The following is a 22501-nucleotide window of genomic DNA, read 5'->3' as shown; positions in this document are numbered from 1 at the left end:
AGACTTATTTAAACGCAAAAAAGCCCTACCTAAGTAGAGCTTTGATTTGAACACACAATGATATTGTTATGGGCGTGCTATTTGCACGCACCAAGATTAGTTACTGCGAACTGATACAAACTCAGGGTAAGCATCAATACCACAGTCATGTTGATCCATACCGTTTAGTTCTTCTTCTTCGGTAACACGGATACCCATGGTATTTTTCAGGATTGCCCATACGATTGATGACGCGATGAACACAAATCCTAAGATACATACTAAGCCAATTAATTGATTAACAAAGGTTGCATCAGAGTTTGAAAGTGGTACTAACATGATACCTAATGCACCACACACACCATGTACAGAGATAGCACCTACAGGGTCATCGATTTTCGCTTTATCAAGAGCAACGATGCTAAATACAACCAGTGAACCACCTAATAGACCAAGTAAACAAGCAAGTAATGGCGTTGGAGATGCAGGCTCTGCAGTAATCGTTACTAGACCTGCTAGTGCACCATTAAGAACCATAGTTAAATCAGCTTTACCCCATAACACTTTACATACAAATAGTGCTGCAATTGCGCCACACGCTGCTGCTGCGTTAGTGTTTAAGAAGATTTTACCAACCGCTGTTGCGTTTTCAGCGTCAGAAACAAGTAGCTGTGAACCACCGTTAAAGCCGAACCAACCCATCCAAAGGATTAATGTACCTAGCGTTGCTAACGGTAAGTTAGAACCAGGAATTGGGTAGATTTCACCGTTTTTACCGTATTTCCCCTTACGAGCACCTAGGAAAAGTACACCAGCTAGCGCTGCTGCTGCACCTGCACCGTGAACGATTGCAGAACCAGCGAAGTCAACAAAGCCCATTTCAGATAAGAAACCTGCGCCCCAAGTCCAGTAACCTTCGATTGGGTAGATGAAACCAGTTAAAACAACAGTGAAAATTAAGAATGCCCATAACTTCATACGCTCAGCAACCGCACCAGATACGATTGACATAGCTGTTGCTACGAACACAACTTGGAAGAAGAAATCAGACTCTAAAGAGTGATCAGCATCTGCAGCTTGAGTGCCGATTAATGCACCAAATGAAGGGATGAAACCACCTTCTGCGTTATCAACATACATGATGTTGTAACCCACTAATAAGAACATAGTGCAGGCAATAGAAAATAGTGCAACGTTTTTAGTTAGGATTTCTGTTGTATTTTTTGCACGAACTAAACCTGCTTCAAGCATAGCGAAACCAGCCGCCATCCACATTACTAAAACACCCGACATTAAAAAGTAAAAAGTGTCGAGTGAGAACTTCAACTCTACGATAGTGTTTTCCATAATTCCCCCTTAAATTGCTTCTTCATCAAGTTCGCCCGTACGGATACGAACGATTTGGTCTAGGTCGTAAACAAAAATTTTGCCGTCACCAATTTTGCCTGTTGAAGCAATTTTTGTGATGGTTTCAACAACGCGTTGACAATTTTCGCTACGAGTTGCAATTTCAAGTTTGATTTTTGGAATAAAATCGACTTGGTATTCAGCTCCACGATATAGCTCAGTATGACCACGTTGACGGCCAAAGCCTTTAACGTCGACAACTGTCATCCCCTCAATGCCTAAATCAGCCAATGCTTCACGTACATCATCAAGTTTGAATGGCTTTATTATTGCACTAATCATTTTCATAGTGGCCCCCTTCGGACGCTTATTGTTATCCTGTTGGCTTATACAATCCAACCTTTGTGCCACTATTTTTTATTACTTATTTTCAATAACTTAAAAATAAAAATTGGTTTTTGCACAAAAAAAACGCACCCTATTGGTGCATTTTTTTAACAATTAACCAGCGCTGGTGCAATTAGCACAACTATAGTTTAACTAAGCAGTTCCGATCTTGCTGTTTGGCTTGATATAAAGCCTTGTCAGCAATGCGCATCGCAGCTGTAAGCGATACTTTTTGGAATTGAGTCATACCAATACTCATGGTTAATGAGTAAGGCTCACCGTTAATTGAAAAGGCATGGCTTGCTAACTGCTCTCTGAAGGTATTGAGCCTTGATTCGGCCTTAGCTAAGTCCATATTATGCAGTACCACGGCAAATTCTTCGCCGCCGATTCTCGCGATAGTGAAGTCATCAAACTTAGTCTTTAAAAATGAAGCCACTTGTTTTAGCGCCTGATCACCCGCTTCGTGACCAAACTGGTCGTTCACATTTTTAAAGAAGTCGATATCAAGCAAAGCCAATACGTTTTCTTGCTCAACATTTTTAAGCAATTTTTCTGCGTATTGATAAAAATAACGACGATTGTGCAAGCCAGTTAAATGGTCGCGGTATGCGCTTTCTTTTATATCGGCTATTAAAGCAAGCTGCTCCATGGTTTGCATAACACGGCAATGAAACTCTTCATTCATAAACGGCTTAGTTAAAAAGTCGTTAGCGCCGTATTTAATAAAACGCGCCGATAAACCATGCTTACCGGCACCTGATAAACCGATAATTGCTAAATCATCACGGCCGCGGAAATTACGTACCGCTTTAACGAGCTCAAAACCATCCATTGTTGGCATTGCATAGTCAGTAAGTAGTAGCTTGATTTCCGGATCGTCTTTAAGCATTTGTAATGCTTGTTCACCATCTTGAGCATCCCGTACATCAAACAACTGCTTTTCGAGCATTTGCTTCATTAAAGTGCGACTTAGTACTGAGTCATCAGCCACCAGCGCTTTGCTACCATCGTTTCTAAGTAATTGTGCAACAAGTTTGATCGCATAATGGTATGAGTCGCGGTTATCTTTAACCACATAATCAACCACACCAAGCTCTAACATTTGCTGGCGAATGTATTCATCAATTTTTGAGGTTAGAACAACGGTCGGAATGTTTTTTGATAAGGTGTATTTAGCTACTTCGCCATTCATCGCATCAGGTAGCGTTAAATCGACTAAAGCCAAGGTGTAATCGTGCTCAGAAATTAAAGAGACGCCCTCTTTTAAAGACCACGCAAAGTCGACAGCCACATCTAAATAGTGAGCAGCGAGGTGACGTAACACTTGCTGTACTACTTTACTGTCTTCAACTACTAATACTCTTTGCATTGCAACTTCTCTTTCTTAAGCACGTGTACACAGATTATAAACACGCTAAATATACGCCATTTTTTAATCTAGCTAAATAATTAAGCAAAATATCTTTGCTAAAAAAATGCACTTTTTTGTAACCAGCTCAGCATTTTCGGTTATTTTTCTGTTTAACAGCTAATATTGGTCACTAGTCTCATTAGTTTGTCATCGAGTTAGCTTTACTTTTTAATAGCTGCAATTCGAATAATAAGGAATCAACATGAAACTAGTTAGTTTTATTGGCTTGTCAGTGACAGCACTAACACTGACCTTCAGTACTCCAAGCTTTGCTGATAACGGACGTCGTATTGACGTTGACAGCAAAGTGGTAACAGAGCACAAAGCCCGCATTAATGGTGAGCGCTTTTCATATACCGCAACCACAGGCACACAACCGGTTTGGAATGAGCAAGGCGATGCCATTGCAACGCTGCAATATACTTATTATACCCGCGATAAAGTAGACGATAGAACAAAACGTCCTTTAGTCTTTTCGTTTAATGGTGGCCCAGGTTCTGCGTCAGTATGGATGCACCTTGCCTATACTGGACCACGTGTATTAAAAATTGATGACGAAGGTTACCCAGTCCAACCTTATGGCGTAAAAGATAACCCTTACTCAATTTTAGACGTGGCTGATATTGTTTATATTAACCCAGTTAACACCGGTTACTCGCGCGTTCTTGAAAACGAAAAAGGTGAGTTGCCAAGTAAGTCAGACCAACAAAAAATGTTCTTTGGTGTTAACGCTGACATCAAATACTTAGCAGAATGGTTAAACACCTTTGTTTCTCGCAACGAGCGTTGGCGTTCACCTAAGTTCTTAATTGGTGAGAGCTATGGTACGACTCGTGTTTCTGGTCTTGCTCATGAATTACAAAATCGCCAATGGATGTATATCAACGGCGTTATCTTAGTATCACCAACTGAAATTGGTATTAAACGTGAAGGCCCGGTAGAAGCTGCTAATCGCCTACCTTACTTTGCAGCAACCGCTTGGTACCACAAAGCCCTTAGCGCAGACTTACAGGCAAAAGACTTAGACGAATTATTACCTGAAGTTGAACAGTTCACCGTTAATAAGTTCTTACCTGCAATTGCTAAAGGTGGTTTTTTACCTGCTGATGAAAAACGTGCCATCATCAAGCAAGCAGCAAAATACGCAGGTTTATCTGAAAAGTTTGTTGAGCAAAATAACCTTGATATTCCAAATAACTTCTTCTGGAAAGAGCTATTACGCGAGCGCGGCCAAACTGTGGGCCGTTTAGATTCTCGTTACCTAGGAATCGACAAGCGTGATGCAGGTGAGTCACCTGATTACTGGGCTGAGCTTACTTCATGGTTACACTCATTCACGCCAGCGATTAACTATTACCTACGTGAAGAGCTTAATTACAAAACCGATATCAAATATAACCTATTTGGTAATGTTCACCCTTGGGACCGCTCAGGCAATAACACAGGTGAAAACTTACGTTTAGCAATGGCACAAAACCCATACTTAAACGTGATGATTCAATCTGGCTACTACGATGGTGCAACAAACTACTTTGATGCTAAATACACAATGTGGCAGTTAGATCCAAGTGGCAAAATGAAAGATCGCTTAAGCTTTAAAGGCTATCGCAGTGGTCACATGATGTATTTACGTCATGCTGATCTTGAGTCATCAAACAATGACTTACGTGATTTTATCCTTAAATCACTGCCTGCCGAAGGTAAAGCTGCAAAATACTAAACAGCGTATTTGCAAAACCATAACAGAAAAAGCCCGTTTTATACGGGCTTTTGTTTTTACGCTAATCTTTTTGGGTATATACTCAAGTCATTGATTTAAGGATTTGGATAATCAGCAAATGGCAGAAAAATTTCGCGTTATGTTTGCAGGGCTTGAAGCCGGTGTAGATCAAGCACAAGCAACAGAGCAACTAGCTGCAAAACTAAAAACAACAACAGATAAAGTTGCGACCCTGTTTGAGCATAAGCCATTATTTGCACCAAGCGAGCAAGATAAAGCACTAAAACAAGCAAAGTTACTCGCCAGTGTTGGCATTAAAGCCAAGATCCAACCGATTAACCAAGCAGCCACCAGCAGCCAATCAAGCAATACAGCCGCACAGACCAAAGAGCGTGAAGAACGTATTTTTGATGCCCTCGATTACATCACTAGTAGTCTTATTCGTCTGGAAGAAAAACTGGATGACTTAGAGCAACGTTTACCTGAGCTTGAAAATAACAGCGTTGCTGATAGCGACGATAGCTGGCAAGAAGATGACTTGCTACTTGAAGACGAATTAACAGAGCCTGTTAAAAAACGCTCAAACACCCTACTCTATTCGCTTATTGCAATGGTCATTGTGTTATTGATCATTTTGGGTGTAGTGGAGCTTTTTCCTGAACTTTTCTCCTTTTTAGAAAGTTAACACTAATATTGACATGAGCAACACACGAGCAGAAATCAGACAATCTATTCGAAAAAAGCGCAATACACTGACTGTTGAACAACAAAAAAATGCAGCAATTGCGCTAAAAGTGAATTTTACTCAATACTTAAAATCGCTAAAAACACCTAAAAATGCCCATATTGGCATTTATTTCAGCAATGATGGCGAATTAGACACTTCATTGTTAATTAAAGAATTATGGATGCAAGATCAGCATTTATATCTGCCTATCATCCACCCCTTCAATGGCACAACTTTATACTTTCAGAGGTATGAAGAAAATTCACCCATGACTGCAAACCGCTATGGTATCTTGGAGCCCAAGTTAAATTGCAGTCAAATATGTCCTTTAGACAAGCTTGATATTTTACTTATGCCATTAGTGGCATTTGATGATCAAGGTAACCGTTTAGGAATGGGCGGTGGGTTTTATGACAAAACGTTGGCTCGGTATTACCAAGAAAACTGGCAAAAACCGATTTTGATAGGCCTTGCCCATCAATGTCAGCATGTTTCAGCATTGCCAATTGAATCGTGGGATGTACCGTTAAAACACATTATAACCCCAGAGAAAATCTACCAATGGTAAGCAAACTGTTTGTATACTATAGGCCCTCTCTGACAGCTAACTGAGCACATAATTATGACGCAAGATGAATTAAAAAAAGCCGCTGCCTGGGCAGCCCTAGAGTTTGTAAATGAAAATACCATTGTTGGTGTAGGTACAGGCTCTACAGTGAATCACTTTATTGATGCACTTGATACAGTAAAAGACACCATTACTGGTGCGGTTTCAAGCTCTGAGGCTTCAACTGAAAAGTTAAAAGCACTGGGTATTGAAGTATTCGAACTAAACGATGTATCAAGCCTTGATGTGTATGTTGATGGCGCAGACGAAATCAACCCACACAATGAGATGATCAAAGGCGGTGGTGCAGCGCTGACACGCGAGAAAATCGTTTCAGCGGTAGCAAAACAATTTGTTTGTATTGTTGATGAATCTAAAGAAGTTACAACATTAGGCGCATTTCCACTGCCGGTTGAAGTGATCCCAATGGCACGCAGCTATGTAGCTCGTGAACTAGTAAAACTAGGCGGTGACCCTGTTTACCGTGAGGGTGTTGTAACAGATAACGGTAACGTCATTTTAGACGTGCACAATTTAGATATCAGCAACGCCAAAGAATTAGAACTAACAATCAACCAGATTGTTGGTGTAGTAACAAACGGCTTATTTGCCCATCGCGGCGCAGATAAAGTCATTATCGGCACCAAAAACGGGCCGCAAATAAAGTAAATAGGAATGAGGATATGAGTAAGGTATCGTTAGCAAAAGACAAAATTAAAATTCTCTTGCTGGAAGGCGTGCACCAAAGTGCTGTAGAAACGCTTAAGCGTAATGGCTACAGTAATATTGATTACGTAAAAACATCCTTACCTGAAGACGAGCTCATTGAGCGCATTAAAGATGTGCACTTTGTAGGCCTTCGTTCTCGCACTCATATTAATGAAGCGGTATTAGAAGCAGCTGAAAAGCTAGTCGCAATCGGCTGCTTCTGTATCGGTACTAACCAAGTCGACCTACAAGGTGCTCGTGAGCGTGGTATTGCGGTATTTAACGCACCATTCTCAAACACACGCTCTGTTGCAGAATTAGTACTTGGTGAAATCTTATTATTACTTCGTGGTATTCCGGAGCGTAATGCCCTAGCACACCGTGGTGGTTGGTTAAAATCAGCCAACGGTTCATTTGAAGCACGTGGTAAAACGTTAGGTATTATTGGTTACGGCCACATTGGTACACAGCTAGGTATCATGGCTGAAAATATCGGTATGAACGTTGAGTTTTACGATATCGAAGACAAGCTAACGCTGGGTAATGCAACACAAGTTCATAACCTAACTCAGTTACTACAACGTGCTGACGTTATTAGCTTACACGTACCAGAAACACCGCAAACAAAAAACCTAATAGGTATGGCTGAGCTTGAAGTAATGAAGCAAGGCGCCATCTTGATTAATGCTTCTCGCGGTACTGTTGTTGATATTGACGCTCTAGCAGAATCACTGCGTGATAAAAAGCTGAGCGGCGCTGCAATCGACGTGTTCCCTGTAGAACCAAAATCAAATGATGAAGAGTTCGTATCACCGCTTCGCGAGTTCGATAACGTGATTCTGACTCCGCATATTGGTGGTTCAACTCAAGAAGCACAAGAAAATATCGGTATTGAAGTAGCAGGCAAACTTGCTAAGTACTCAGATAATGGCTCAACCATTACGGCGGTTAACTTCCCTGAAGTATCACTGCCTGAGCTTGCAAACCGCAGCCGTTTATTACACGTACACCACAACCGCCCAGGTGTTCTAACGCAAATTAACCAAGCGTTTGCACAGCACGGCATTAATATCGCAGCCCAGTACTTACAAACTGACGAAGCGATTGGTTACGTAGTAATTGATGTAGATACAGACCAATCAGAAGTCGCTCTTAAAGAGCTAAGTGCTGTTGAAGGGACTATCAGAGCACGTATCCTTCACTAATCGTTGGTATAACAAATAAATAAAAAGCGCAACCAGTTAAACTGCTTGCGCTTTTTTTGTAGGACAAAACTTTAAGGTAGGTTGGTTTGAGTATAAGCCGGAAATTTTAAACTCTAAGTCAAAATAACTCACCGTAGGCGTGAAATTTATTTCGCGCGATGGCTTATTTCTTATAAATAACACACAAGAAATTTCAGGTGAACAGCCAAAGTAGCAACAGCTTGTGATTATTCTCATTACGCTACTGCAAAACTAATAGGGTGTACCTTGGTTAGGTTAACATTTTGTTTAGCTTGCCAAAGATTGTAATTATCTTGCATCGATAGCCAACTTTCAGGGCTTCTACCCAAAGCCTTAGATAATCTTAATGCCATTTCAGGAGTAATAGAGCTCTGCCCCTTAAGGACTCTGTTAAGAGTTGAAGGTGAGACATCCAATTGTTTCGCGACAAATCTACAGCTGTAACCGAACGGCTCCATATATACATCGGAAATAAATTCACCCGGATGCGGTGGATTATGCATAGTCATTAGTGATAATCCTCGTAGTTTAATATGTAGGCGTTACCATCTTTGAATTCGAATGTTACTCGCCAATTACCATTTACAGTTATTGACCAAACACCATCACGATTGCCTTTTAATGGATGCAACTTAAACCCAGGTAAGTCGATATCTTCAATAATCGAAGCGGTATCTATAGCGGCTAGTTGCATTCTCAAACGGCGCTCGTGTTTGGCTTGAATCCCTGCTTTGCTTCCAGTCTCGAAGAATTTTTTCAAGCCTTTATGTTTGAATGTCTTGATCATTGCCAAAGTGTAGCGTGCTGCGCAACAGGTGTCCACCTTAATTATAGTCCCCTCGCTTAGAGGGAATAACCGTAGACTAAAATTTGAAGCGGAGCAAAAACCAACGCATTAATTAAAAGCTTTAAGCCGTAAGTTTTAAACTCTAAGTCAAAATAGCTCATCGTAGGCGTGAATTTATTTCGCGCGAGGGTTTATTTCTCACAAATAAAACACCTATCATTTCTAATAAACAGTAAAAGTGAGAGCAAGCTTGTATTTGGACAAAAAGGTTTTAGAGTCAAAAACGATTCACTCTGTCTAGTCAAAAATAAACTCTCCCCACCTCAAACACACTTCCCTGTGTAAATCACGCCGATGAGTCAGTAAATTTTACTCATCGGCTTGCGGTGCCTCAGCGTCTTTATCTTGCTGTTTTTCGCTTATCATGGCATTTAATTTCTCGCCGCCTTTGATGCCAAAATCTAACGTGCGGATTGGGAATGGGATGGTCATGTCAGCTTCGCTTAGAGCGTTTCTAACAGCCACAACAGCCTTGTGACGAACGGTCATGAAATCCGCTTCGCCGGGGTATTTAATCCAAAACCAAACCAGTAAGTTAACGCTGCTATCACCAAAGTTTTCGGCGTAAACGGCGGTTTCTTCTTGTTTAATCACAAAATCAAACTCATTGATTTTTTTAACAATCACCTCAGCGGCTTGCTCTGGATCGTCAGCATACGAAATCCCCACTGGCACTTCGATACGACGCACACCTAAGGTACTGTAGTTACTGAGTATATTTCTAAATAGAATCTTGTTAGGCACTAATATAAGTTGCCCATAAAAGTTCTCAATGAGGGTATTTCTAAGGTTAATCGCCCGTACAGTACCAAACACGCTTTCGGTGCGAATCACATCACCTATTTTAAATGGTTTGCGAATACCCATAGCAATACCCGCTATAAGGTTCTCTGTCATGTCCTGAAAGGCAAAACCAATCGCAAGACCAACAATACCCGCACCAGCAAGTAATGAGGTGACAGTGCCTCTGAGGCCCAAGAAATCAAGGGCTACAAATAAGCCAACGCATAACACGATGACTTTTACTATCGATGACATTAAGTCTGCGATTTGCGAAGACTCTAACGAGCGGCGTAATAGCTTTCTAAGCATTGAACCGACAAGACGCGCCAGCAATGAAAATACAATGGTGATGATCACTGCGACAATGAAGTTTGGAATATGGCTTATGATGATATCAACCCAGCCACCGAGCTTTTCTTCTATAAGTTTTTCGGCCTCACCGACGGTTGGTATTTTTAACATGCGACTACCTGATACATTAAGAAACATAACAGGTGTTTTGCAAAATAAGCGCCAGTTTCATACAAGCACAAAAAAGCCGTGCTTCGCACGGCTGTTCTAAATCATTTTACTAAAAATTTAGTTCTGCTCTTCTCGTAAGAAAACAGGCTCTAATTCTTTTGCTGTTGCATCGCTACTAAAGTAATAACCTGCAACGGTGAAATCTTTTAATTCACTTAATTGAGTGATTTTATTTTCAATGATGTAACGTGCCATCATGCCGCGGGCTTTTTTCGCATAAAAGCTGATCACTTTATATTGGCCGTTTTTACAGTCTTTAAAATGTGGAGTGATGATTTGTGCATTTAACACTTTTTTATCAACCGCTTTAAAATACTCATTCGAAGCAAGGTTTACCAAGTATTTGCTATCTTGCTCAGCAAGCACTGTATTAAGCTTTTCGGCGATAACACTGCCCCAAAACTCATATAAGTTTTTACCACGTGGGTTTTCTAACTTAGTGCCCATTTCAAGGCGGTAAGCTTGCATTAAGTCTAATGGTTTAAGCACACCATAAAGGCCAGACAAAATACGTAAGTGCGACTGTGCGTAATCAAGATCAGCATCGCTTAGAGTTTGCGCATCTAAGCCACCGTATACATCACCATTAAAGGCTAGCACGGCTTGTTTTGCGTTATCTTGAGTAAATGGCTGTGACCACTCGGCGAAGCGTGCCGCATTCAAACCAGCTAGTTTATCGCTGATTTTCATTAGGCTACCAATTTGCGCTGGTGTTAAATCACGGCAAACTGACATTAACTCTTCGCTGTGCTCGAGTAATTCAGGTTGAGTGAATTTATCGGTCGTGGCTGGTGTTTCGTAATCTAAATTTTTTGCAGGTGAAATAACAGTGATCATACTTAGCTATTGACTTGTAATTTGTTTGATGTCAATTTCAACATTAATTGAATCAAAATGCACGTTTTGTTTCGTCCTGCCTTTATCCGCTGTTCTTTTCATACATAATGTTCTAGTTTTCTGTATTAAGGACATTTGACCTATTAAACACTGTCATAGTGTTGCAGCATAAAGGCCGCTATAATGGATTTTCTTTTAACTTGCTTGGAATGAGGAAAGCAAATGACTTCAGCACTACAAAGGCTTAAACAGCATTCATCTATTGTTGCAGATACAGGTGATATCGAAGCTATCAAAAAGCACCAACCAGAAGATGCAACAACAAACCCATCTCTACTTTTAAAAGCCAGTGAAATTGAAGCGTATAAGCCTTATTTAGATAAAGCGTGGCAATATGCCAAAGAAACCGAGCAAGATGCAGCTAAACAACTTGAGTTAGCATGTGATTACTTTGCTGTATTAATTGGTAAAGAAATTAGCGAAATAGTACCGGGCTATATCTCTACAGAGGTAGACGCACGTTTATCATTTGATACCCAAGCGACTATCGACAAAGCCCACACTTTACTGAGCCTTTACGAAAAAGAAGGCGTTAGCAAAGATAAAATCTTAATCAAAGTTGCATCAACCTGGGAAGGTATCAAAGCCGCTGAGCAGCTTGAAAAAGAAGGCACTAAGTGTAACTTAACGCTGTTATTCTCTGAAGCACAAGCACGCGCTTGTGCCGATGCAAATGTATTTTTAATTTCACCATTCGTTGGCCGTATCTTAGACTGGCACGTTGCTAACGGTATGGAAAAACCAACTGATCCGCTAAACGATCCTGGTGTGCAATCTGTACGTAGCATTTACGAATTCTACAAACGCCACGACTACAAAACAGTTGTTATGGGCGCAAGCTTCCGTAACACAGGCGAGATCATCGCACTGACTGGCTGTGATAAGTTAACGATTAGCCCAGGTCTTTTAGAAGAGTTAGGCCAATTAACGGATGCACAAGAGTACCTACTAGAGAGCAACTTTACTGTTGAAGAAAAACCAGCACCACTAACTGAAAGCCAGTTCCGTTGGTTACATAACCAAGATGCTATGGCGACAGAAAAACTTGCTGAGGGTATTCGTTCTTTTGCACAAGCACAGCTTGAATTAGAAGCACGCTTTAAAGCAATGTAATTCAAATTACAGCATTTTTTGAAACGCCACCGCTAGGTGGCGTTTTTGTTTCTAAAATAACTAAACCTTTGATCTATTCATCTATCAATCACACTTCTGTAACAGTATTGTCACTTTTTTATTCTATTTTTGAGCAGCCTGTGGTATAGGTATTTCCGAGGTTCAAAAAATCAATAGGAGAAGTTCATGGATAGCCTAGACGATATTTTAGAAATATTAGAAGGTCCTAGTAAAACAAAAAAGACCTCTACAAAAAATAAAAAGAGAAAATGGCGCGAAATCGAAGCTTTGAAAGACAAGCATAGACTTCGCAAAGAACTACAGGAGTTAGACTATTTCACAGACAGCATTGAGCTTGATGAATTAGACTTTTAATTAAAGGCCCGCAAGGGCCTTTTGCATTTGTGCTTATACCCAAGCCACCTCAAGATGCAGAATTCAGCGTTTCACAGGTGCTTAAAATCAAGGCGTTGCTTTGCAAGAATGGCCATCCCTTTTAAGAAGCAACAACGATGAGAGTAAGTGCCTGTGAAGCGCCCAAAGGGTTGGTTTAAAAGCGATTTATACTGCGTTATTGATTTTAACAATAGAACCACTATTACTTGCAATCAATGCCTTGCCTAAATCGCTTTTAATTCCAACTGAAACTCACACCTTGAGGTGGTTTGGGTATTTATTGTGGCAACGACCAATTTACTGGCGCTTTATTTTGATCAGTAAGTAGCTGGTTTGTCTTTGAAAAATGCTGACAACCAAAAAAGCCACGATGTGCAGAAAGCGGTGATGGATGCGGGCCTTGGATCACATGATGACGCGAGGTATCAATGTGTTTACCTTTTTTCTGAGCATGCGCGCCCCATAACACAAACACCACACCGTCACAGTGCTGATTAATAAGCGCAATTACTGCATCGGTAAATTGCTCCCAACCAAGGTGCTTATGAGAATGAGCTTGCCCTTGCTCAACCGTTAATACCGTGTTGAGTAAGAACACGCCTTGCTCAGCCCAGCTTTGTAAATAGCCATGGTGAGGGATCTCAAAACCTTCGATATCTGTTGCCAATTCTTTGTACATGTTTTTCAAAGACGGCGGCAGCTTTTTAACTTCAGGCAATACCGAAAAACACAAACCATGGGCTTGGCCTTCTCCGTGGTAAGGATCTTGCCCTAAAATAACCACCTTAACTTCATTCAGAGGTGTGGCTTCAAAAGCTGAGAATACCTGTTCGTCTTTCGGATAAACGGTAACGCCTGCTGCGCGTCTATCGGCCACATATTGCAAGGTTTCTTGCATGTAGGGCTTAGCAAGCTCGGTATCTAGAAATGTTTGCCAATCGATCATTTTGAAGCCTGTATTTGCTGTCGAGAAACGTCTATTTTACCACACATGTCGGTCAAACCATCAAGCATTCGGGTTGTAAAACGGTGCAATAAGTCTGCGTTTACACTAATAAACTGGTTATGTTGCACCGCTGGCAATTCAGGCCATTGTCGCCAATCAATTTTAGGCTGAGGCTTTTTCGATTTTTCATCTGGAATAATCACTACCTCTGGATTGGCAACCAATACATTTTCAATACTAATGCGCGGGTAGTCTGTATCACTATTAGCGAACACATTATCCGCATGACAAATAGTTAATAGCTGATTGATCCAAGTGTTTCCGCCAACTGTCATCATTGGCTCAGGCCATAATTGATAAAACACCGACACTTTCGGCTTGCCTTCTTGCGCAGTACGAATAGCATTGAGTTTAGTTTCAAACTCTTTAGCTACTTTATTTGCCTTGGTTTGCAAGTGCGTAAGCGTGCCTAGTTTACGCAGCTCATCAGCCACATTATCAACCTGATTTGGGTTGCTGTACGCTACCGGAATACCTAATTTTTCAATGTAAGCGAGATCTTCGGCTTTGTTACCCGTTTTCCAAGCCAGAACTAGGTCTGGTTTTAACGACAACAGCTTTTCCATGTTAATTCCGTAATAGCCGCCTACTCGTTCGATACCATTCGCTTGCTGAGGAAAGTCTGCATAGTCAACGGTACCGACAATGCGCTCTCCTGCTCCAATCGCAAATAGGTTTTCAACGATGTGCGGTGCTAAGGCAACAATACGCTGTGGCTCTTTAATTTCATGAGCCTGAGCCAATGCAGGCAAATAAAATAAAATCACTAAGAGTGCAAACTTGATGGTTCTCATGTTAAAAATCGAACCCTTTTTGCGCTTTTATTCCTGCATCAAAAGCGTGTTTTACGTTTCTGACTTCACTGACTGTATCAGCTAAGTCGGTTAGTTTGCGGTGCGCACCACGACCTGTAATAATCACTGATTGCATAGCAGGGCGAGAGCTAACGGCTTCTAGCACTTCGTCTAAATCAATATAGCCGTAGGTGATCATATAGGTTATTTCATCTAGCATAACGAGGTTAATTGACTCATCCTTCAGCATTCTTTTTGCTTCTTGCCATGTCACTTGCGCAGCAGCTGTATCTGACTCTTTATTTTGTGTTTCCCAAGTAAAACCGGTGTTCATAATAACAAATTCAACCCCTGCTTTTTCCAGTAGGTTGCGTTCACCGCACTCCCATGTGCCTTTAATAAACTGACACACAGCGGCTTTCATTCCGTGACCTACCGCACGTGCAACAGTACCAAAACCAGAAGTCGATTTACCCTTACCGTTGCCAGTAATAACCTGAAAAATACCCTGCTCTTTTTGTGCAGCAGCAATCCGTTCGTCGACTTTTTGTTTTACTTTTTGCTGGCGTTGTTGGTGCTTATCTTGATTCTGTTCGCTCATTGTTGTTCCTTATGTCTCTAAATTGAAGTTCTCATAAATATTGATGATTTGTTCAATATCGAGATTCTCTGCTACTACACTAGCTAAACGGCTTAACTGTTGTTCACGGTTTAAGTTAATATCAATTGGCTTTATTTGGCTATTTGTTGCAAGCCAAGTTATTAGCTCAGATACGCCCTCTGGGGTATCGAACAGGCCATGTAAGTAAGTACCTGCTATTTGGTTATCATCACTAATAAAACCATCTACTTTGAATCCACTAGGGTGATCATTAAAACTCAAAAATGGCTTTTCAAGTGCCGGCCCTTGGCTGATCCCGGCGTGAATTTCATAACCTGAAATTACTTTATCGCTATTGTTTAAATGAAGAATGCCGGAGACTTGGCTTAGTACTTTTTGTTGCCCTAATTGCGTTTCAAAGTCAGCAAGCCCTAGCCCTGCTGCGCTGCCTAAATTAGACTCCACAGCATGTGGATCAGCAAGGTAGTTGCCTAACATCTGCAGCCCACCACATACTCCAAGCACTTTACCGCCATAACGCAGGTGACGTGTTATTTGATTATGCCAGCCTTCATTTTTTAAAAACGCTAAATCGCCGAGTACATTTTTACTGCCCGGTATAATAATCAGATCAACACTTGGAATAGCCTGAGTATGACGTACATACTGTAAATCAATTTCTGGTTGTAATCGCAGTGCATCAAAGTCTGTGTGATTACTAATATGAGGAAGTAGCAGCACTGCTATGCGTAATTGCGGTTTATCGACCTGATTAGTTATAGCAACGGCATCTTCAGCATCGAGTGCTAAGTCATGTAAATAAGGTAATATCCCAAGTACTGGCTTATTGGTGTATTGTTCTAACCAATCAAGGCCACCTTGCAATAACGCAATATCACCCCGAAAACGGTTAATCACAAAGCCTTTAACGCGAGCCTGCTCCGACTCAGACAACAAGGCTAACGTTCCGACTAAATGGGCAAACACACCGCCTTTATCGATATCGGCAATAATGATCACTGGGCAATCAACCGCCTCGGCGTAACCCATATTGGCAATATCGTTTTCGCGCAGGTTAATTTCTGCAGGGCTCCCTGCACCTTCAACAACCAGTAATTCAAAACGCTCACTTAAGCGCTGTTGCGAAGTAAGAACTGCATCCATCGCCACTTTTTTGTAGTCGTGATAACTGCCCGCTTCCATATTCGACAGCGCTTTACCATGAACGATTACCTGCGCTCCGGTATCGCTGTTAGGTTTTAATAAGATAGGATTAAAATCGACTTCTGCGGGCACTTTTGCCGCTACAGCTTGCAAAGCTTGTGCGCGACCTATCTCGCCACCATCTGCGGTTACAGCGCTATTTAACGCCATATTTTGTGGCTTAAAGGGCGCAACCTTTATGCCTCGCTCAGCAAAGATTCGGCAAAGTGCTGCTACAAGAGTACTTTTACCTGCATCTGAGGTCGTGCCTTGCACCATTATTGTTTTCATCATTGTTCTCTTTTTAAGGTTTGTGCAAGACCTGCAATCACAAACTCAACACGTGCAACTTGCTGTGCTAAGGCTTGATGCAACCAACCTGAATGATCAACAAACTGACGGCTTAACTCACCCAGCGGCACAATACCATGACCCACTTCATTGCTGACAAAAATCACCTCACCCGGCAATTGCGATAGCACATCGAGTAAGGCCGCTTTTTGCTCAAGCCAAAATGCTTCACCCTGCTGGCATAAGCAATTACTCAACCATAGGGTTAAACAGTCCACTAAAATACAGTTTCCAGCATGGCTATATTGTTGTAGTGCTTTAGCCAAATACAAAGGCTCTTCAACTAGTTGCCAATGCTTAGCGCGCTCTGCTTGATGCCTATGAATTCGGGCTGTCATTTCTTCATCACCCGCATTGGCTGTGGCAATGTAGATAAGCGGCTTGTTTGAACTTATTGCCTGCTGCTCTGCAAAACGGCTTTTACCGCTGCGAGCACCGCCTAAAATTAAAGTATGTTGCTGGCTCATAATAAGCTCACCAAGCAAAGGTAGGTAACAAGCTCAGATACTTGTTGGGCTGCACCTAAGCAATCGCCGGTGTAGCCAGATAACTGTTTTTCAAACCAGCGCTTTAATAGTAAACGAGTAACAATAAGCACAATGACGAGTATTAATAATTGCCCTAGAGTGAAGCCAAAAAACAACCATGCAATTGCTAATACCGCACCGCCAGTTGCTAACAGTATTTGATAACTTTGCGTGCTTAAATGCATCGCAATGGGTTTTACTTTAGATGTGGCGTCGTGACTTACATAGTCCATGTCTGCAATTAAACTTGTTGCTACAACCCGACTTAAGCTTTGTCCTAAAACAAGTGCAATAATCAGCGTACTGGTTGCCTCGCTAAGTGCGACGAGTGTTTGGTACTTAATTAAAAAGGCCATCACTAACGCCGCAGCACCATAGGTACCTAAGCGACTGTCTTTCATAATGCTCAGCTTATCTGCAACGTGCCAACCACCACCAAAGCCATCCCAGACATCAGCAAGGCCATCTTCATGAAATGCCCCTGTGATTATCAAGCTAAACGCCATAACTAACGCGACTGCAATGGCTGCAGGGAATAACCAACTTAACAGTAAAAAACTCAGCGCTAAAAGTGCACCTAATATCACACCGACCAATGCAAAATAGCGGCTGGCCTGATTGAGTGCCTGACTCGATACTGCAAAGTTTAATTTAACGGGGATACGCGTTAAAAAACTAAGCGCTAGCAAAAATAGCTGAAGCTGACTTGGGGTAGAATCAGAAGTGTGTTGTTCAGCGCTCATATCAGACAACTTGCTCAACATTGGCATCGGCAAAACTTGCCATGCCATTATAAAACGCCAAAGATGCTTGCAGTAAAGGTAAGGTAAGCGCAGCCCCAGTGCCCTCTCCTAAACGTAAATCAAGCTGCAATAAAGGTGCTGCATGCAAGGCATTGAGCATTGCTCTGTGCCCTTGTTCATCAGAGGCATGAGCAAATATCATGTAATCGCGAGCGTTTGCATTAATCCGAGTTGCAACAAGCGCTGCTGCAGTACAAATAAAGCCATCCACGATCACCGCCATGCCAAGCTCGGCAGCAGCTAAAATGGCACCGGTGATCTGAACAATTTCAAAACCACCTAATGCCGCAAGCGTCATTAATGGGTCGTCAAAATGAGTTTGGTGTAATTGAAGGGCTTGCTCAACAACTTTAATTTTTTTAGCGATAACCTCGTCGCTCACACCTGTGCCTTTACCAACACATTGGCTGGCAGGTAAAGACAAAATGGCAGCCATTAATGCCGCAGCACTTGTGGTATTGCCAATGCCCATCTCACCAAAGGCGATGGTATTACAACCTTGCTCATAGAGTGAATGAACTCGCTGCTTAGCTAATTCAAACCCTTTTTCAACCTGATTAAGAGACATAGCCATTTCAGTATTCAGTGGTGCAGTGATGTCACCTAAACGCTGGTTATGCACACTTTTATCGTGTGAAGTACTGAGTGTTCCGGCGTCAACAACTTCTAGCTGCCAGCCCAGCTGACGGCAAAACACGTTGATCGCTGCGCCTCCTGCTGCAAAGTTTGCCACCATTTGCGATGTAACGCTGCTAGGAGCAATCGACACACCTTGGCTTGCCACACCATGATCGCCCGCAAATACAACGAGAGAAGGGTTTGAAATAACCGGTTTAAAGGCAACTAGCGCCTGCTCATTATCAAGCTGCTTTGAAAAAATAAGCGTTAATTGTTTGGCACAACTTTCAAGCTGACCTAAAGCGCCTAGCGGCTTTGTTTTAAGGTCTATTTTTTGTTGAATTACAGCCGAAAATTGCTGATTAAGAGGCATGATATTAAACATTAGCTACCTGCTCTGTTTACGAAAATAAAGTAAGAATAAAAAGAACACACTACCGATAGCGGCTGTGATCACACCAACAGGTAGTTCTTGGTTATTCAATAGGGTTCGGCATAACACATCGACCCATACCATAAAAATACCTCCGACCAAGGAGGTCATAACTAAGTTATGGCTGCTGCCTTGCGGCGAAAAGTAGCGCACAATATGTGGGATCATCAGGCCGACAAAACCAACGCCCCCACACATAGCAACAAGCACCGCTGTTATTAATGAACTTAGCAGCAGCATCATGATCCGAAAGCGTTGCACATGAATACCCAAGGTTGCAGCACTTTCATCACCAAGCAGCATTGCATTTAGCTGACGACGAAATGCAACCATCAGTGTCATGCAGGCAATAATAACGGTAAATGGCAGCCAAAGAGTGTCCCACTGGGCACGAGAAAAACTGCCCATCGTCCAAAACAAAATGGCGGTGATGGCTTGTGGATCGCTAAAATAAAGCAGCAGACTAGTCAGAGCACTAAATAAGAAAGATAGAGCAACACCAGCAAGTAACATGGCTTCAACTTGGCCAACATGACGACGCCCTGCAATAGCAATAAGCAACAGCATAGAAAGTAAGCTTCCGGCAAATGCTGCAACTGACATACTAAAGCCAAAACTCACACCGGTTAGGGCAATAAAGCACACCACACCAAATGAAGCTCCAGAAGAAATACCAAACAAGTAAGGGTCAGCAAGCGGGTTTCGGGTTACGGTCTGCAAAATTAGTCCTGCCAGAGCAAGCCCTGAGCCTGCTAAGAATGCCAGCACCGTTCTTGGCATACGCAACTGCCAAATTATACGCTGCACAAATTCATCGCTACCTTGGCTAAACAAACCATTAAAAACATCACTCAGTGGCGTATTTGCAGCACCAAAGCTCAATGCTAAAAAACAACTAATAAGCCCTACGACAACACAGATACTTAAACGCATTGCATCAGTCATTTTGATGCTCCTGTGTCTGATAGCCATAAAAATAAGTGATGTGCGGAATAAACTTATCAGTGCTTGATTGCGGGTGAGCAGATACCGCTGCGCAGACACCAAATACATCACTCAACAGCTGCTCTGTTAGCACCGCTTTTGGTTGCCCTTGGCAAACCAAACGCCCTTCATCAATCACCAATAATTCATCACATAAACTCGCCGCGAGATTTAAATCATGGAAAGAGGCAAGCACAGTCACATCGAGGGACTTTGCTAATTCCATTATTTGAATTTGGTATTTAACGTCAAGGTGACTGGTAGGTTCATCCATGATGAGCAACTTAGGTTGTTGTACGATAGAGCGTGCAATAAGCGCTCTTTGCTTTTCGCCACCTGAGAGCGAATCAAATGCTTGCTCACTATGATGAGACAAACCAACCTGCTCTATAGCTTGATATATTCGCTGCTTATCATTGGCAGACGTGCCGCTGAAAAGTCGCTTATGAGGTGTTAAGCCTAAACTCACTACATCGAACAAAGACAAATTAAACTGCGATGGAGACTCTTGTAAAACCACTGCAACCTGCTTTGCATATTCATCAGCACTGATTTGCCAAATATCTTGACCGCTTAGTAGCACAACCCCTTGCTGAGGTTTCAAGTAACGATAAAGACAACGCAGCAAGCTTGATTTACCCGCCCCATTAGGGCCGAGTAGACCGATAAATTGCCCTGCTTTTAACTCAAGGTTAATTGATTTAAGTATAGTTTTATTCGCAGTACCCCAACTTAAATCAGACACTGATATTAATGGCGCAGCGCTAAGGCTATTTTGTTGCAAGCTTATTCTCTCTTGGCGAGTAATCGCAACGCACAAGAAAGCACTGGTTAGTACCAGAAAATGATGTGAGTTGACCCGCTCGATGATTAATTGTTAGTGCTAAGTATCTGGCTGACCATTATTAAGATGGATTACAGTTGCGGGAACAGCTGGAGAATTTCACTCCATTCCATAGCATATGAGTATTATGGCGGGCTAAGTAAATAATTCAATGAATATCACTCCAGATGGCTAAAAAACAATTTTAGGCCAAGCTTGTCCTTGTTCATCTATATATACATCGAGTGTAATAAGCCCTGCATAAGGAAGATGAAAAACATTTAAATGCGTGGCTGATTGTTTTGGCATCTGACAAACAATAGCGAGGATTTGTTTGATCACACCTGCATGACTTATTACCAATGACTGTTCATGCTTAGATTCACATAGTGATTGTAAAAATGTTTGCCACCATGCCTCCACCCGTGCGTAAAAGTCTGCCATAGATTCACCATTGGGCACTTTTACTTGCCAAGGATGCTGCCAAAAATCACCGATATGAGGTTTACTCGTTTGCTGCCAAAGCTGTTGGTAGTCTTGGCCATCCCAATCACCAAAATTAAACTCTTTTAGCGCGTTATAATACTGTACATGCAGTGAGTGTTGATTTGCTAAATAATCAGCGTGGACTGAGCAACGCTTGAGCGGAGAGCTATATATGGCATTTAAATGTATGAGATCGGCAGAAGCTTGGCGCATTTGTTCAAGGCCTTGCTCAGATAAACCGACATCGATTTGCCCAGAAAGAATTCCAGGCGTAGCGATTTCGCCATGGCGAAGAAAGTAAACTCGTGAAGTAATTGCGCCCATAATGCTCCTCAGTAAACCAATAGTGAACGTTAACGCGTTTTAAGTCCTCTGTCGACTTATGCTAAGGGACTCATCCGAAGAGAGTTAAGCTAAACGCATTAAACGAACGTCAAAATGTAGCACTGCATTTGCGCCAATCTTGCCACCGTTACCTTTTTTACCCCAAGCAAGCTCTGGAGGGATCACAAACTCATAGCGAGAGCCGATATTCATTAATAACAATCCTTCTCTTAACCCTTCTATAGCTTCGCTTAAAGCGAACACCTCAGGCATACCCGCTTTATAACTGTCGGCAATCACATTACCATCAGCAAGCATAATACGTTGATTAATAACCACTGTATCAAACTCTGTTAGTCGATCACCTTCAACTTCATCAATCACTTTATACATTAAGCCCGACGGGCATAGATGTGTATCTGGATGCGATGAGAACTTAGCAATAAATGCTTCACTATTTTTACGATTTAAACCTGAAGAGCCTTTTGACTTGGTTGTTTTTTTACGAGACACAGCAAACCTTAATTGTATTACAAATATAAAACGCTTTATCGCATAACAAGGTAAGGGAAGCAAGTTTGCGAGAGTAAAGTTGCAAGTTAGAAGGGGAAATAAAGGGGAAGGATATGAGTTAGAAAGAGTAAAGTTTGAGGATCTGGCGTAGGTTGGGTAGAGTGCAGCGAAACCCAACACATCACAGAGCTATCAGCTTTCAGCCGTCAGCGATCAGTCGCGCGGTGGGGTTGTTTGGTGCTGCGTCTCCCTCTGCCGGAGGCTCTAGGCTCTAGGCTCTAGGCTCTAGTACTCCATCACACAAGTTCTGACTAGTTGAGGGCACCATAAGCCCTCTCAAGTTTTTCACGAGCTGATTCAAC

Annotated in this window: 25 protein-coding genes and 1 riboswitch; of the genes, 7 read left to right on the top strand and 18 right to left on the bottom strand. The window is 42.0% G+C overall.

Annotated elements, in window-relative coordinates; translation table 11 throughout:
• Window positions 1-96: 96 nt before the first annotated feature.
• The 3 genes from HUS62_RS16720 to HUS62_RS16710 all read right to left on the bottom strand — a co-directional run bounded on the left by HUS62_RS16720 (window position 97) and on the right by HUS62_RS16710 (window position 3085).
• Window positions 97-1326, bottom strand: a complete 1230-nt coding sequence (locus tag HUS62_RS16720; RefSeq protein WP_054562321.1) for an ammonium transporter — start codon at window positions 1324-1326, stop codon at window positions 97-99.
• A gap of 9 nt (window positions 1327-1335) precedes the next feature.
• Entirely contained in the window at window positions 1336-1674 is a 339-nt protein-coding gene (locus HUS62_RS16715) for a P-II family nitrogen regulator (protein ID WP_054554260.1), read from the bottom strand.
• Window positions 1675-1855: 181 nt separating this feature from the next.
• Window positions 1856-3085, bottom strand: coding sequence for a diguanylate cyclase (locus HUS62_RS16710; RefSeq protein WP_175080481.1), 1230 nt, complete (start codon window positions 3083-3085; stop codon window positions 1856-1858).
• A gap of 244 nt (window positions 3086-3329) precedes the next feature.
• Between HUS62_RS16710 and HUS62_RS16705 the strand changes: the two genes are divergently transcribed.
• The 5 genes from HUS62_RS16705 (at window position 3330) to serA (ending at window position 8094) form a co-directional block, all read left to right on the top strand.
• Window positions 3330-4847, top strand: coding sequence for a S10 family peptidase (locus HUS62_RS16705; protein WP_175080480.1), 1518 nt, complete (start codon window positions 3330-3332; stop codon window positions 4845-4847).
• Between the two features lie 118 nt (window positions 4848-4965).
• Window positions 4966-5532, top strand: a complete 567-nt coding sequence (locus HUS62_RS16700; protein WP_175080479.1) for a hypothetical protein — start codon at window positions 4966-4968, stop codon at window positions 5530-5532.
• Window positions 5533-5545: 13 nt separating this feature from the next.
• Window positions 5546-6142, top strand: a complete 597-nt coding sequence (locus HUS62_RS16695; RefSeq protein ID WP_175080478.1) for a 5-formyltetrahydrofolate cyclo-ligase — start codon at window positions 5546-5548, stop codon at window positions 6140-6142.
• A gap of 54 nt (window positions 6143-6196) precedes the next feature.
• The gene (gene rpiA / locus HUS62_RS16690) at window positions 6197-6850 is read left to right on the top strand and encodes a ribose-5-phosphate isomerase RpiA (protein ID WP_054554255.1); all 654 of its coding nucleotides are present in this window, start codon (window positions 6197-6199) and stop codon (window positions 6848-6850) included.
• Window positions 6851-6864: 14 nt separating this feature from the next.
• Window positions 6865-8094, top strand: a complete 1230-nt coding sequence (gene serA, locus HUS62_RS16685; RefSeq protein ID WP_167659130.1) for a phosphoglycerate dehydrogenase — start codon at window positions 6865-6867, stop codon at window positions 8092-8094.
• 236 nt (window positions 8095-8330) lie between these two features.
• On the opposite strand, the gene HUS62_RS16680 is transcribed toward serA, so the two are convergent.
• The 4 genes from HUS62_RS16680 to yaaA all read right to left on the bottom strand — a co-directional run bounded on the left by HUS62_RS16680 (window position 8331) and on the right by yaaA (window position 11104).
• Complete coding sequence (locus HUS62_RS16680) at window positions 8331-8624, bottom strand: HigA family addiction module antitoxin (RefSeq protein WP_054554253.1); 294 nt, start codon at window positions 8622-8624, stop codon at window positions 8331-8333.
• Window positions 8624-8902, bottom strand: coding sequence for a type II toxin-antitoxin system RelE/ParE family toxin (locus HUS62_RS16675; RefSeq protein ID WP_054554252.1), 279 nt, complete (start codon window positions 8900-8902; stop codon window positions 8624-8626). Before HUS62_RS16675 ends, HUS62_RS16680 begins: the two co-directional genes overlap by 1 nt.
• Before the next feature lie 369 nt (window positions 8903-9271).
• The gene (locus HUS62_RS16670; RefSeq protein WP_175080477.1) at window positions 9272-10207 is read right to left on the bottom strand and encodes a mechanosensitive ion channel family protein; all 936 of its coding nucleotides are present in this window, start codon (window positions 10205-10207) and stop codon (window positions 9272-9274) included.
• Window positions 10208-10324: 117 nt separating this feature from the next.
• Window positions 10325-11104, bottom strand: coding sequence for a peroxide stress protein YaaA (yaaA, locus tag HUS62_RS16665; RefSeq protein ID WP_175080476.1), 780 nt, complete (start codon window positions 11102-11104; stop codon window positions 10325-10327).
• A gap of 222 nt (window positions 11105-11326) precedes the next feature.
• Between yaaA and tal the strand changes: the two genes are divergently transcribed.
• Together tal and HUS62_RS16655 are read left to right on the top strand one after the other, a co-directional pair.
• The gene (tal, locus tag HUS62_RS16660) at window positions 11327-12277 is read left to right on the top strand and encodes a transaldolase (RefSeq protein ID WP_063530158.1); all 951 of its coding nucleotides are present in this window, start codon (window positions 11327-11329) and stop codon (window positions 12275-12277) included.
• A 186-nt stretch (window positions 12278-12463) separates the two neighbouring features.
• Window positions 12464-12652, top strand: a complete 189-nt coding sequence (locus HUS62_RS16655; protein ID WP_054562330.1) for a DUF3545 family protein — start codon at window positions 12464-12466, stop codon at window positions 12650-12652.
• 298 nt (window positions 12653-12950) lie between these two features.
• On the opposite strand, the gene ung is transcribed toward HUS62_RS16655, so the two are convergent.
• From ung to HUS62_RS16600, 11 genes are all read right to left on the bottom strand, one after another.
• The gene (gene ung, locus HUS62_RS16650; protein ID WP_175080475.1) at window positions 12951-13619 is read right to left on the bottom strand and encodes a uracil-DNA glycosylase; all 669 of its coding nucleotides are present in this window, start codon (window positions 13617-13619) and stop codon (window positions 12951-12953) included.
• Window positions 13616-14473 (bottom strand): cobalamin-binding protein, encoded by an 858-nt coding sequence (locus HUS62_RS16645; protein WP_175080474.1) that lies wholly within the window; start codon window positions 14471-14473, stop codon window positions 13616-13618. Before HUS62_RS16645 ends, ung begins: the two co-directional genes overlap by 4 nt.
• A 1-nt stretch (window position 14474) precedes the next feature.
• Window positions 14475-15074 carry a cob(I)yrinic acid a,c-diamide adenosyltransferase gene (gene cobO / locus HUS62_RS16640; RefSeq protein WP_063527779.1) on the bottom strand — a complete coding sequence of 200 codons (600 nt, stop codon included), beginning with the start codon at window positions 15072-15074 and terminating at the stop codon, window positions 14475-14477.
• Between the two features lie 9 nt (window positions 15075-15083).
• Complete coding sequence (locus tag HUS62_RS16635) at window positions 15084-16568, bottom strand: cobyric acid synthase (protein WP_175080495.1); 1485 nt, start codon at window positions 16566-16568, stop codon at window positions 15084-15086.
• Window positions 16568-17095 carry a bifunctional adenosylcobinamide kinase/adenosylcobinamide-phosphate guanylyltransferase gene (cobU, locus tag HUS62_RS16630; RefSeq protein ID WP_175080473.1) on the bottom strand — a complete coding sequence of 176 codons (528 nt, stop codon included), beginning with the start codon at window positions 17093-17095 and terminating at the stop codon, window positions 16568-16570. The genes HUS62_RS16635 and cobU overlap by 1 nt, the downstream gene beginning before the upstream one ends.
• Window positions 17092-17946 carry an adenosylcobinamide-GDP ribazoletransferase gene (locus tag HUS62_RS16625; protein WP_258536802.1) on the bottom strand — a complete coding sequence of 285 codons (855 nt, stop codon included), beginning with the start codon at window positions 17944-17946 and terminating at the stop codon, window positions 17092-17094. Before HUS62_RS16625 ends, cobU begins: the two co-directional genes overlap by 4 nt.
• Window positions 17900-18961 (bottom strand): nicotinate-nucleotide--dimethylbenzimidazole phosphoribosyltransferase, encoded by a 1062-nt coding sequence (cobT, locus tag HUS62_RS16620; RefSeq protein WP_175080472.1) that lies wholly within the window; start codon window positions 18959-18961, stop codon window positions 17900-17902. The genes HUS62_RS16625 and cobT overlap by 47 nt, the downstream gene beginning before the upstream one ends.
• Window positions 18962-18964: 3 nt before the next feature.
• Window positions 18965-19954, bottom strand: coding sequence for an iron ABC transporter permease (locus tag HUS62_RS16615; protein ID WP_175080471.1), 990 nt, complete (start codon window positions 19952-19954; stop codon window positions 18965-18967).
• Window positions 19947-20777, bottom strand: coding sequence for an ABC transporter ATP-binding protein (locus tag HUS62_RS16610; protein ID WP_058586526.1), 831 nt, complete (start codon window positions 20775-20777; stop codon window positions 19947-19949). Before HUS62_RS16610 ends, HUS62_RS16615 begins: the two co-directional genes overlap by 8 nt.
• Window positions 20778-20857: 80 nt before the next feature.
• A riboswitch (cobalamin riboswitch) is annotated at window positions 20858-20996 on the bottom strand.
• A 12-nt stretch (window positions 20997-21008) separates the two neighbouring features.
• Window positions 21009-21626: a histidine phosphatase family protein gene (locus HUS62_RS16605; RefSeq protein WP_175080470.1), complete on the bottom strand. Its 618-nt coding sequence runs from the start codon at window positions 21624-21626 to the stop codon at window positions 21009-21011.
• 84 nt (window positions 21627-21710) lie between these two features.
• A complete protein-coding gene (locus HUS62_RS16600) occupies window positions 21711-22139 on the bottom strand; it encodes an FKBP-type peptidyl-prolyl cis-trans isomerase (RefSeq protein ID WP_175080469.1) in 429 nt (142 codons plus the stop codon).
• Window positions 22140-22501 lie beyond the last annotated feature (362 nt).

This window comes from Pseudoalteromonas sp. 0303 (genome assembly GCF_013349995.1).
Taxonomy (GTDB): domain Bacteria; phylum Pseudomonadota; class Gammaproteobacteria; order Enterobacterales; family Alteromonadaceae; genus Pseudoalteromonas.
This window is presented reverse-complemented; position numbering and strand designations above follow the sequence as displayed.

Bases quoted from the DNA above. Each gene is read 5' to 3' on its own strand.
- HUS62_RS16720 (WP_054562321.1), bottom strand. From the start codon at position 1,326: ATGGAAAACACTATCGTAGAGTTGAAGTTCTCACTCGACACTTTTTAC.
- HUS62_RS16715 (WP_054554260.1), bottom strand. From the start codon at position 1,674: ATGAAAATGATTAGTGCAATAATAAAGCCATTCAAACTTGATGATGTA.
- HUS62_RS16710 (WP_175080481.1), bottom strand. From the start codon at position 3,085: ATGCAAAGAGTATTAGTAGTTGAAGACAGTAAAGTAGTACAGCAAGTG.
- HUS62_RS16705 (WP_175080480.1), top strand. From the start codon at position 3,330: ATGAAACTAGTTAGTTTTATTGGCTTGTCAGTGACAGCACTAACACTG.
- HUS62_RS16700 (WP_175080479.1), top strand. From the start codon at position 4,966: ATGGCAGAAAAATTTCGCGTTATGTTTGCAGGGCTTGAAGCCGGTGTA.
- HUS62_RS16695 (WP_175080478.1), top strand. From the start codon at position 5,546: ATGAGCAACACACGAGCAGAAATCAGACAATCTATTCGAAAAAAGCGC.
- rpiA (WP_054554255.1), top strand. From the start codon at position 6,197: ATGACGCAAGATGAATTAAAAAAAGCCGCTGCCTGGGCAGCCCTAGAG.
- serA (WP_167659130.1), top strand. From the start codon at position 6,865: ATGAGTAAGGTATCGTTAGCAAAAGACAAAATTAAAATTCTCTTGCTG.
- HUS62_RS16680 (WP_054554253.1), bottom strand. From the start codon at position 8,624: ATGACTATGCATAATCCACCGCATCCGGGTGAATTTATTTCCGATGTA.
- HUS62_RS16675 (WP_054554252.1), bottom strand. From the start codon at position 8,902: ATGATCAAGACATTCAAACATAAAGGCTTGAAAAAATTCTTCGAGACT.
- HUS62_RS16670 (WP_175080477.1), bottom strand. From the start codon at position 10,207: ATGTTAAAAATACCAACCGTCGGTGAGGCCGAAAAACTTATAGAAGAA.
- yaaA (WP_175080476.1), bottom strand. From the start codon at position 11,104: ATGATCACTGTTATTTCACCTGCAAAAAATTTAGATTACGAAACACCA.
- tal (WP_063530158.1), top strand. From the start codon at position 11,327: ATGACTTCAGCACTACAAAGGCTTAAACAGCATTCATCTATTGTTGCA.
- HUS62_RS16655 (WP_054562330.1), top strand. From the start codon at position 12,464: ATGGATAGCCTAGACGATATTTTAGAAATATTAGAAGGTCCTAGTAAA.
- ung (WP_175080475.1), bottom strand. From the start codon at position 13,619: ATGATCGATTGGCAAACATTTCTAGATACCGAGCTTGCTAAGCCCTAC.
- HUS62_RS16645 (WP_175080474.1), bottom strand. From the start codon at position 14,473: ATGAGAACCATCAAGTTTGCACTCTTAGTGATTTTATTTTATTTGCCT.
- cobO (WP_063527779.1), bottom strand. From the start codon at position 15,074: ATGAGCGAACAGAATCAAGATAAGCACCAACAACGCCAGCAAAAAGTA.
- HUS62_RS16635 (WP_175080495.1), bottom strand. From the start codon at position 16,568: ATGAAAACAATAATGGTGCAAGGCACGACCTCAGATGCAGGTAAAAGT.
- cobU (WP_175080473.1), bottom strand. From the start codon at position 17,095: ATGAGCCAGCAACATACTTTAATTTTAGGCGGTGCTCGCAGCGGTAAA.
- HUS62_RS16625 (WP_258536802.1), bottom strand. From the start codon at position 17,946: ATGGCATGGCAAGTTTTGCCGATGCCAATGTTGAGCAAGTTGTCTGAT.
- cobT (WP_175080472.1), bottom strand. From the start codon at position 18,961: ATGTTTAATATCATGCCTCTTAATCAGCAATTTTCGGCTGTAATTCAA.
- HUS62_RS16615 (WP_175080471.1), bottom strand. From the start codon at position 19,954: ATGACTGATGCAATGCGTTTAAGTATCTGTGTTGTCGTAGGGCTTATT.
- HUS62_RS16605 (WP_175080470.1), bottom strand. From the start codon at position 21,626: ATGGGCGCAATTACTTCACGAGTTTACTTTCTTCGCCATGGCGAAATC.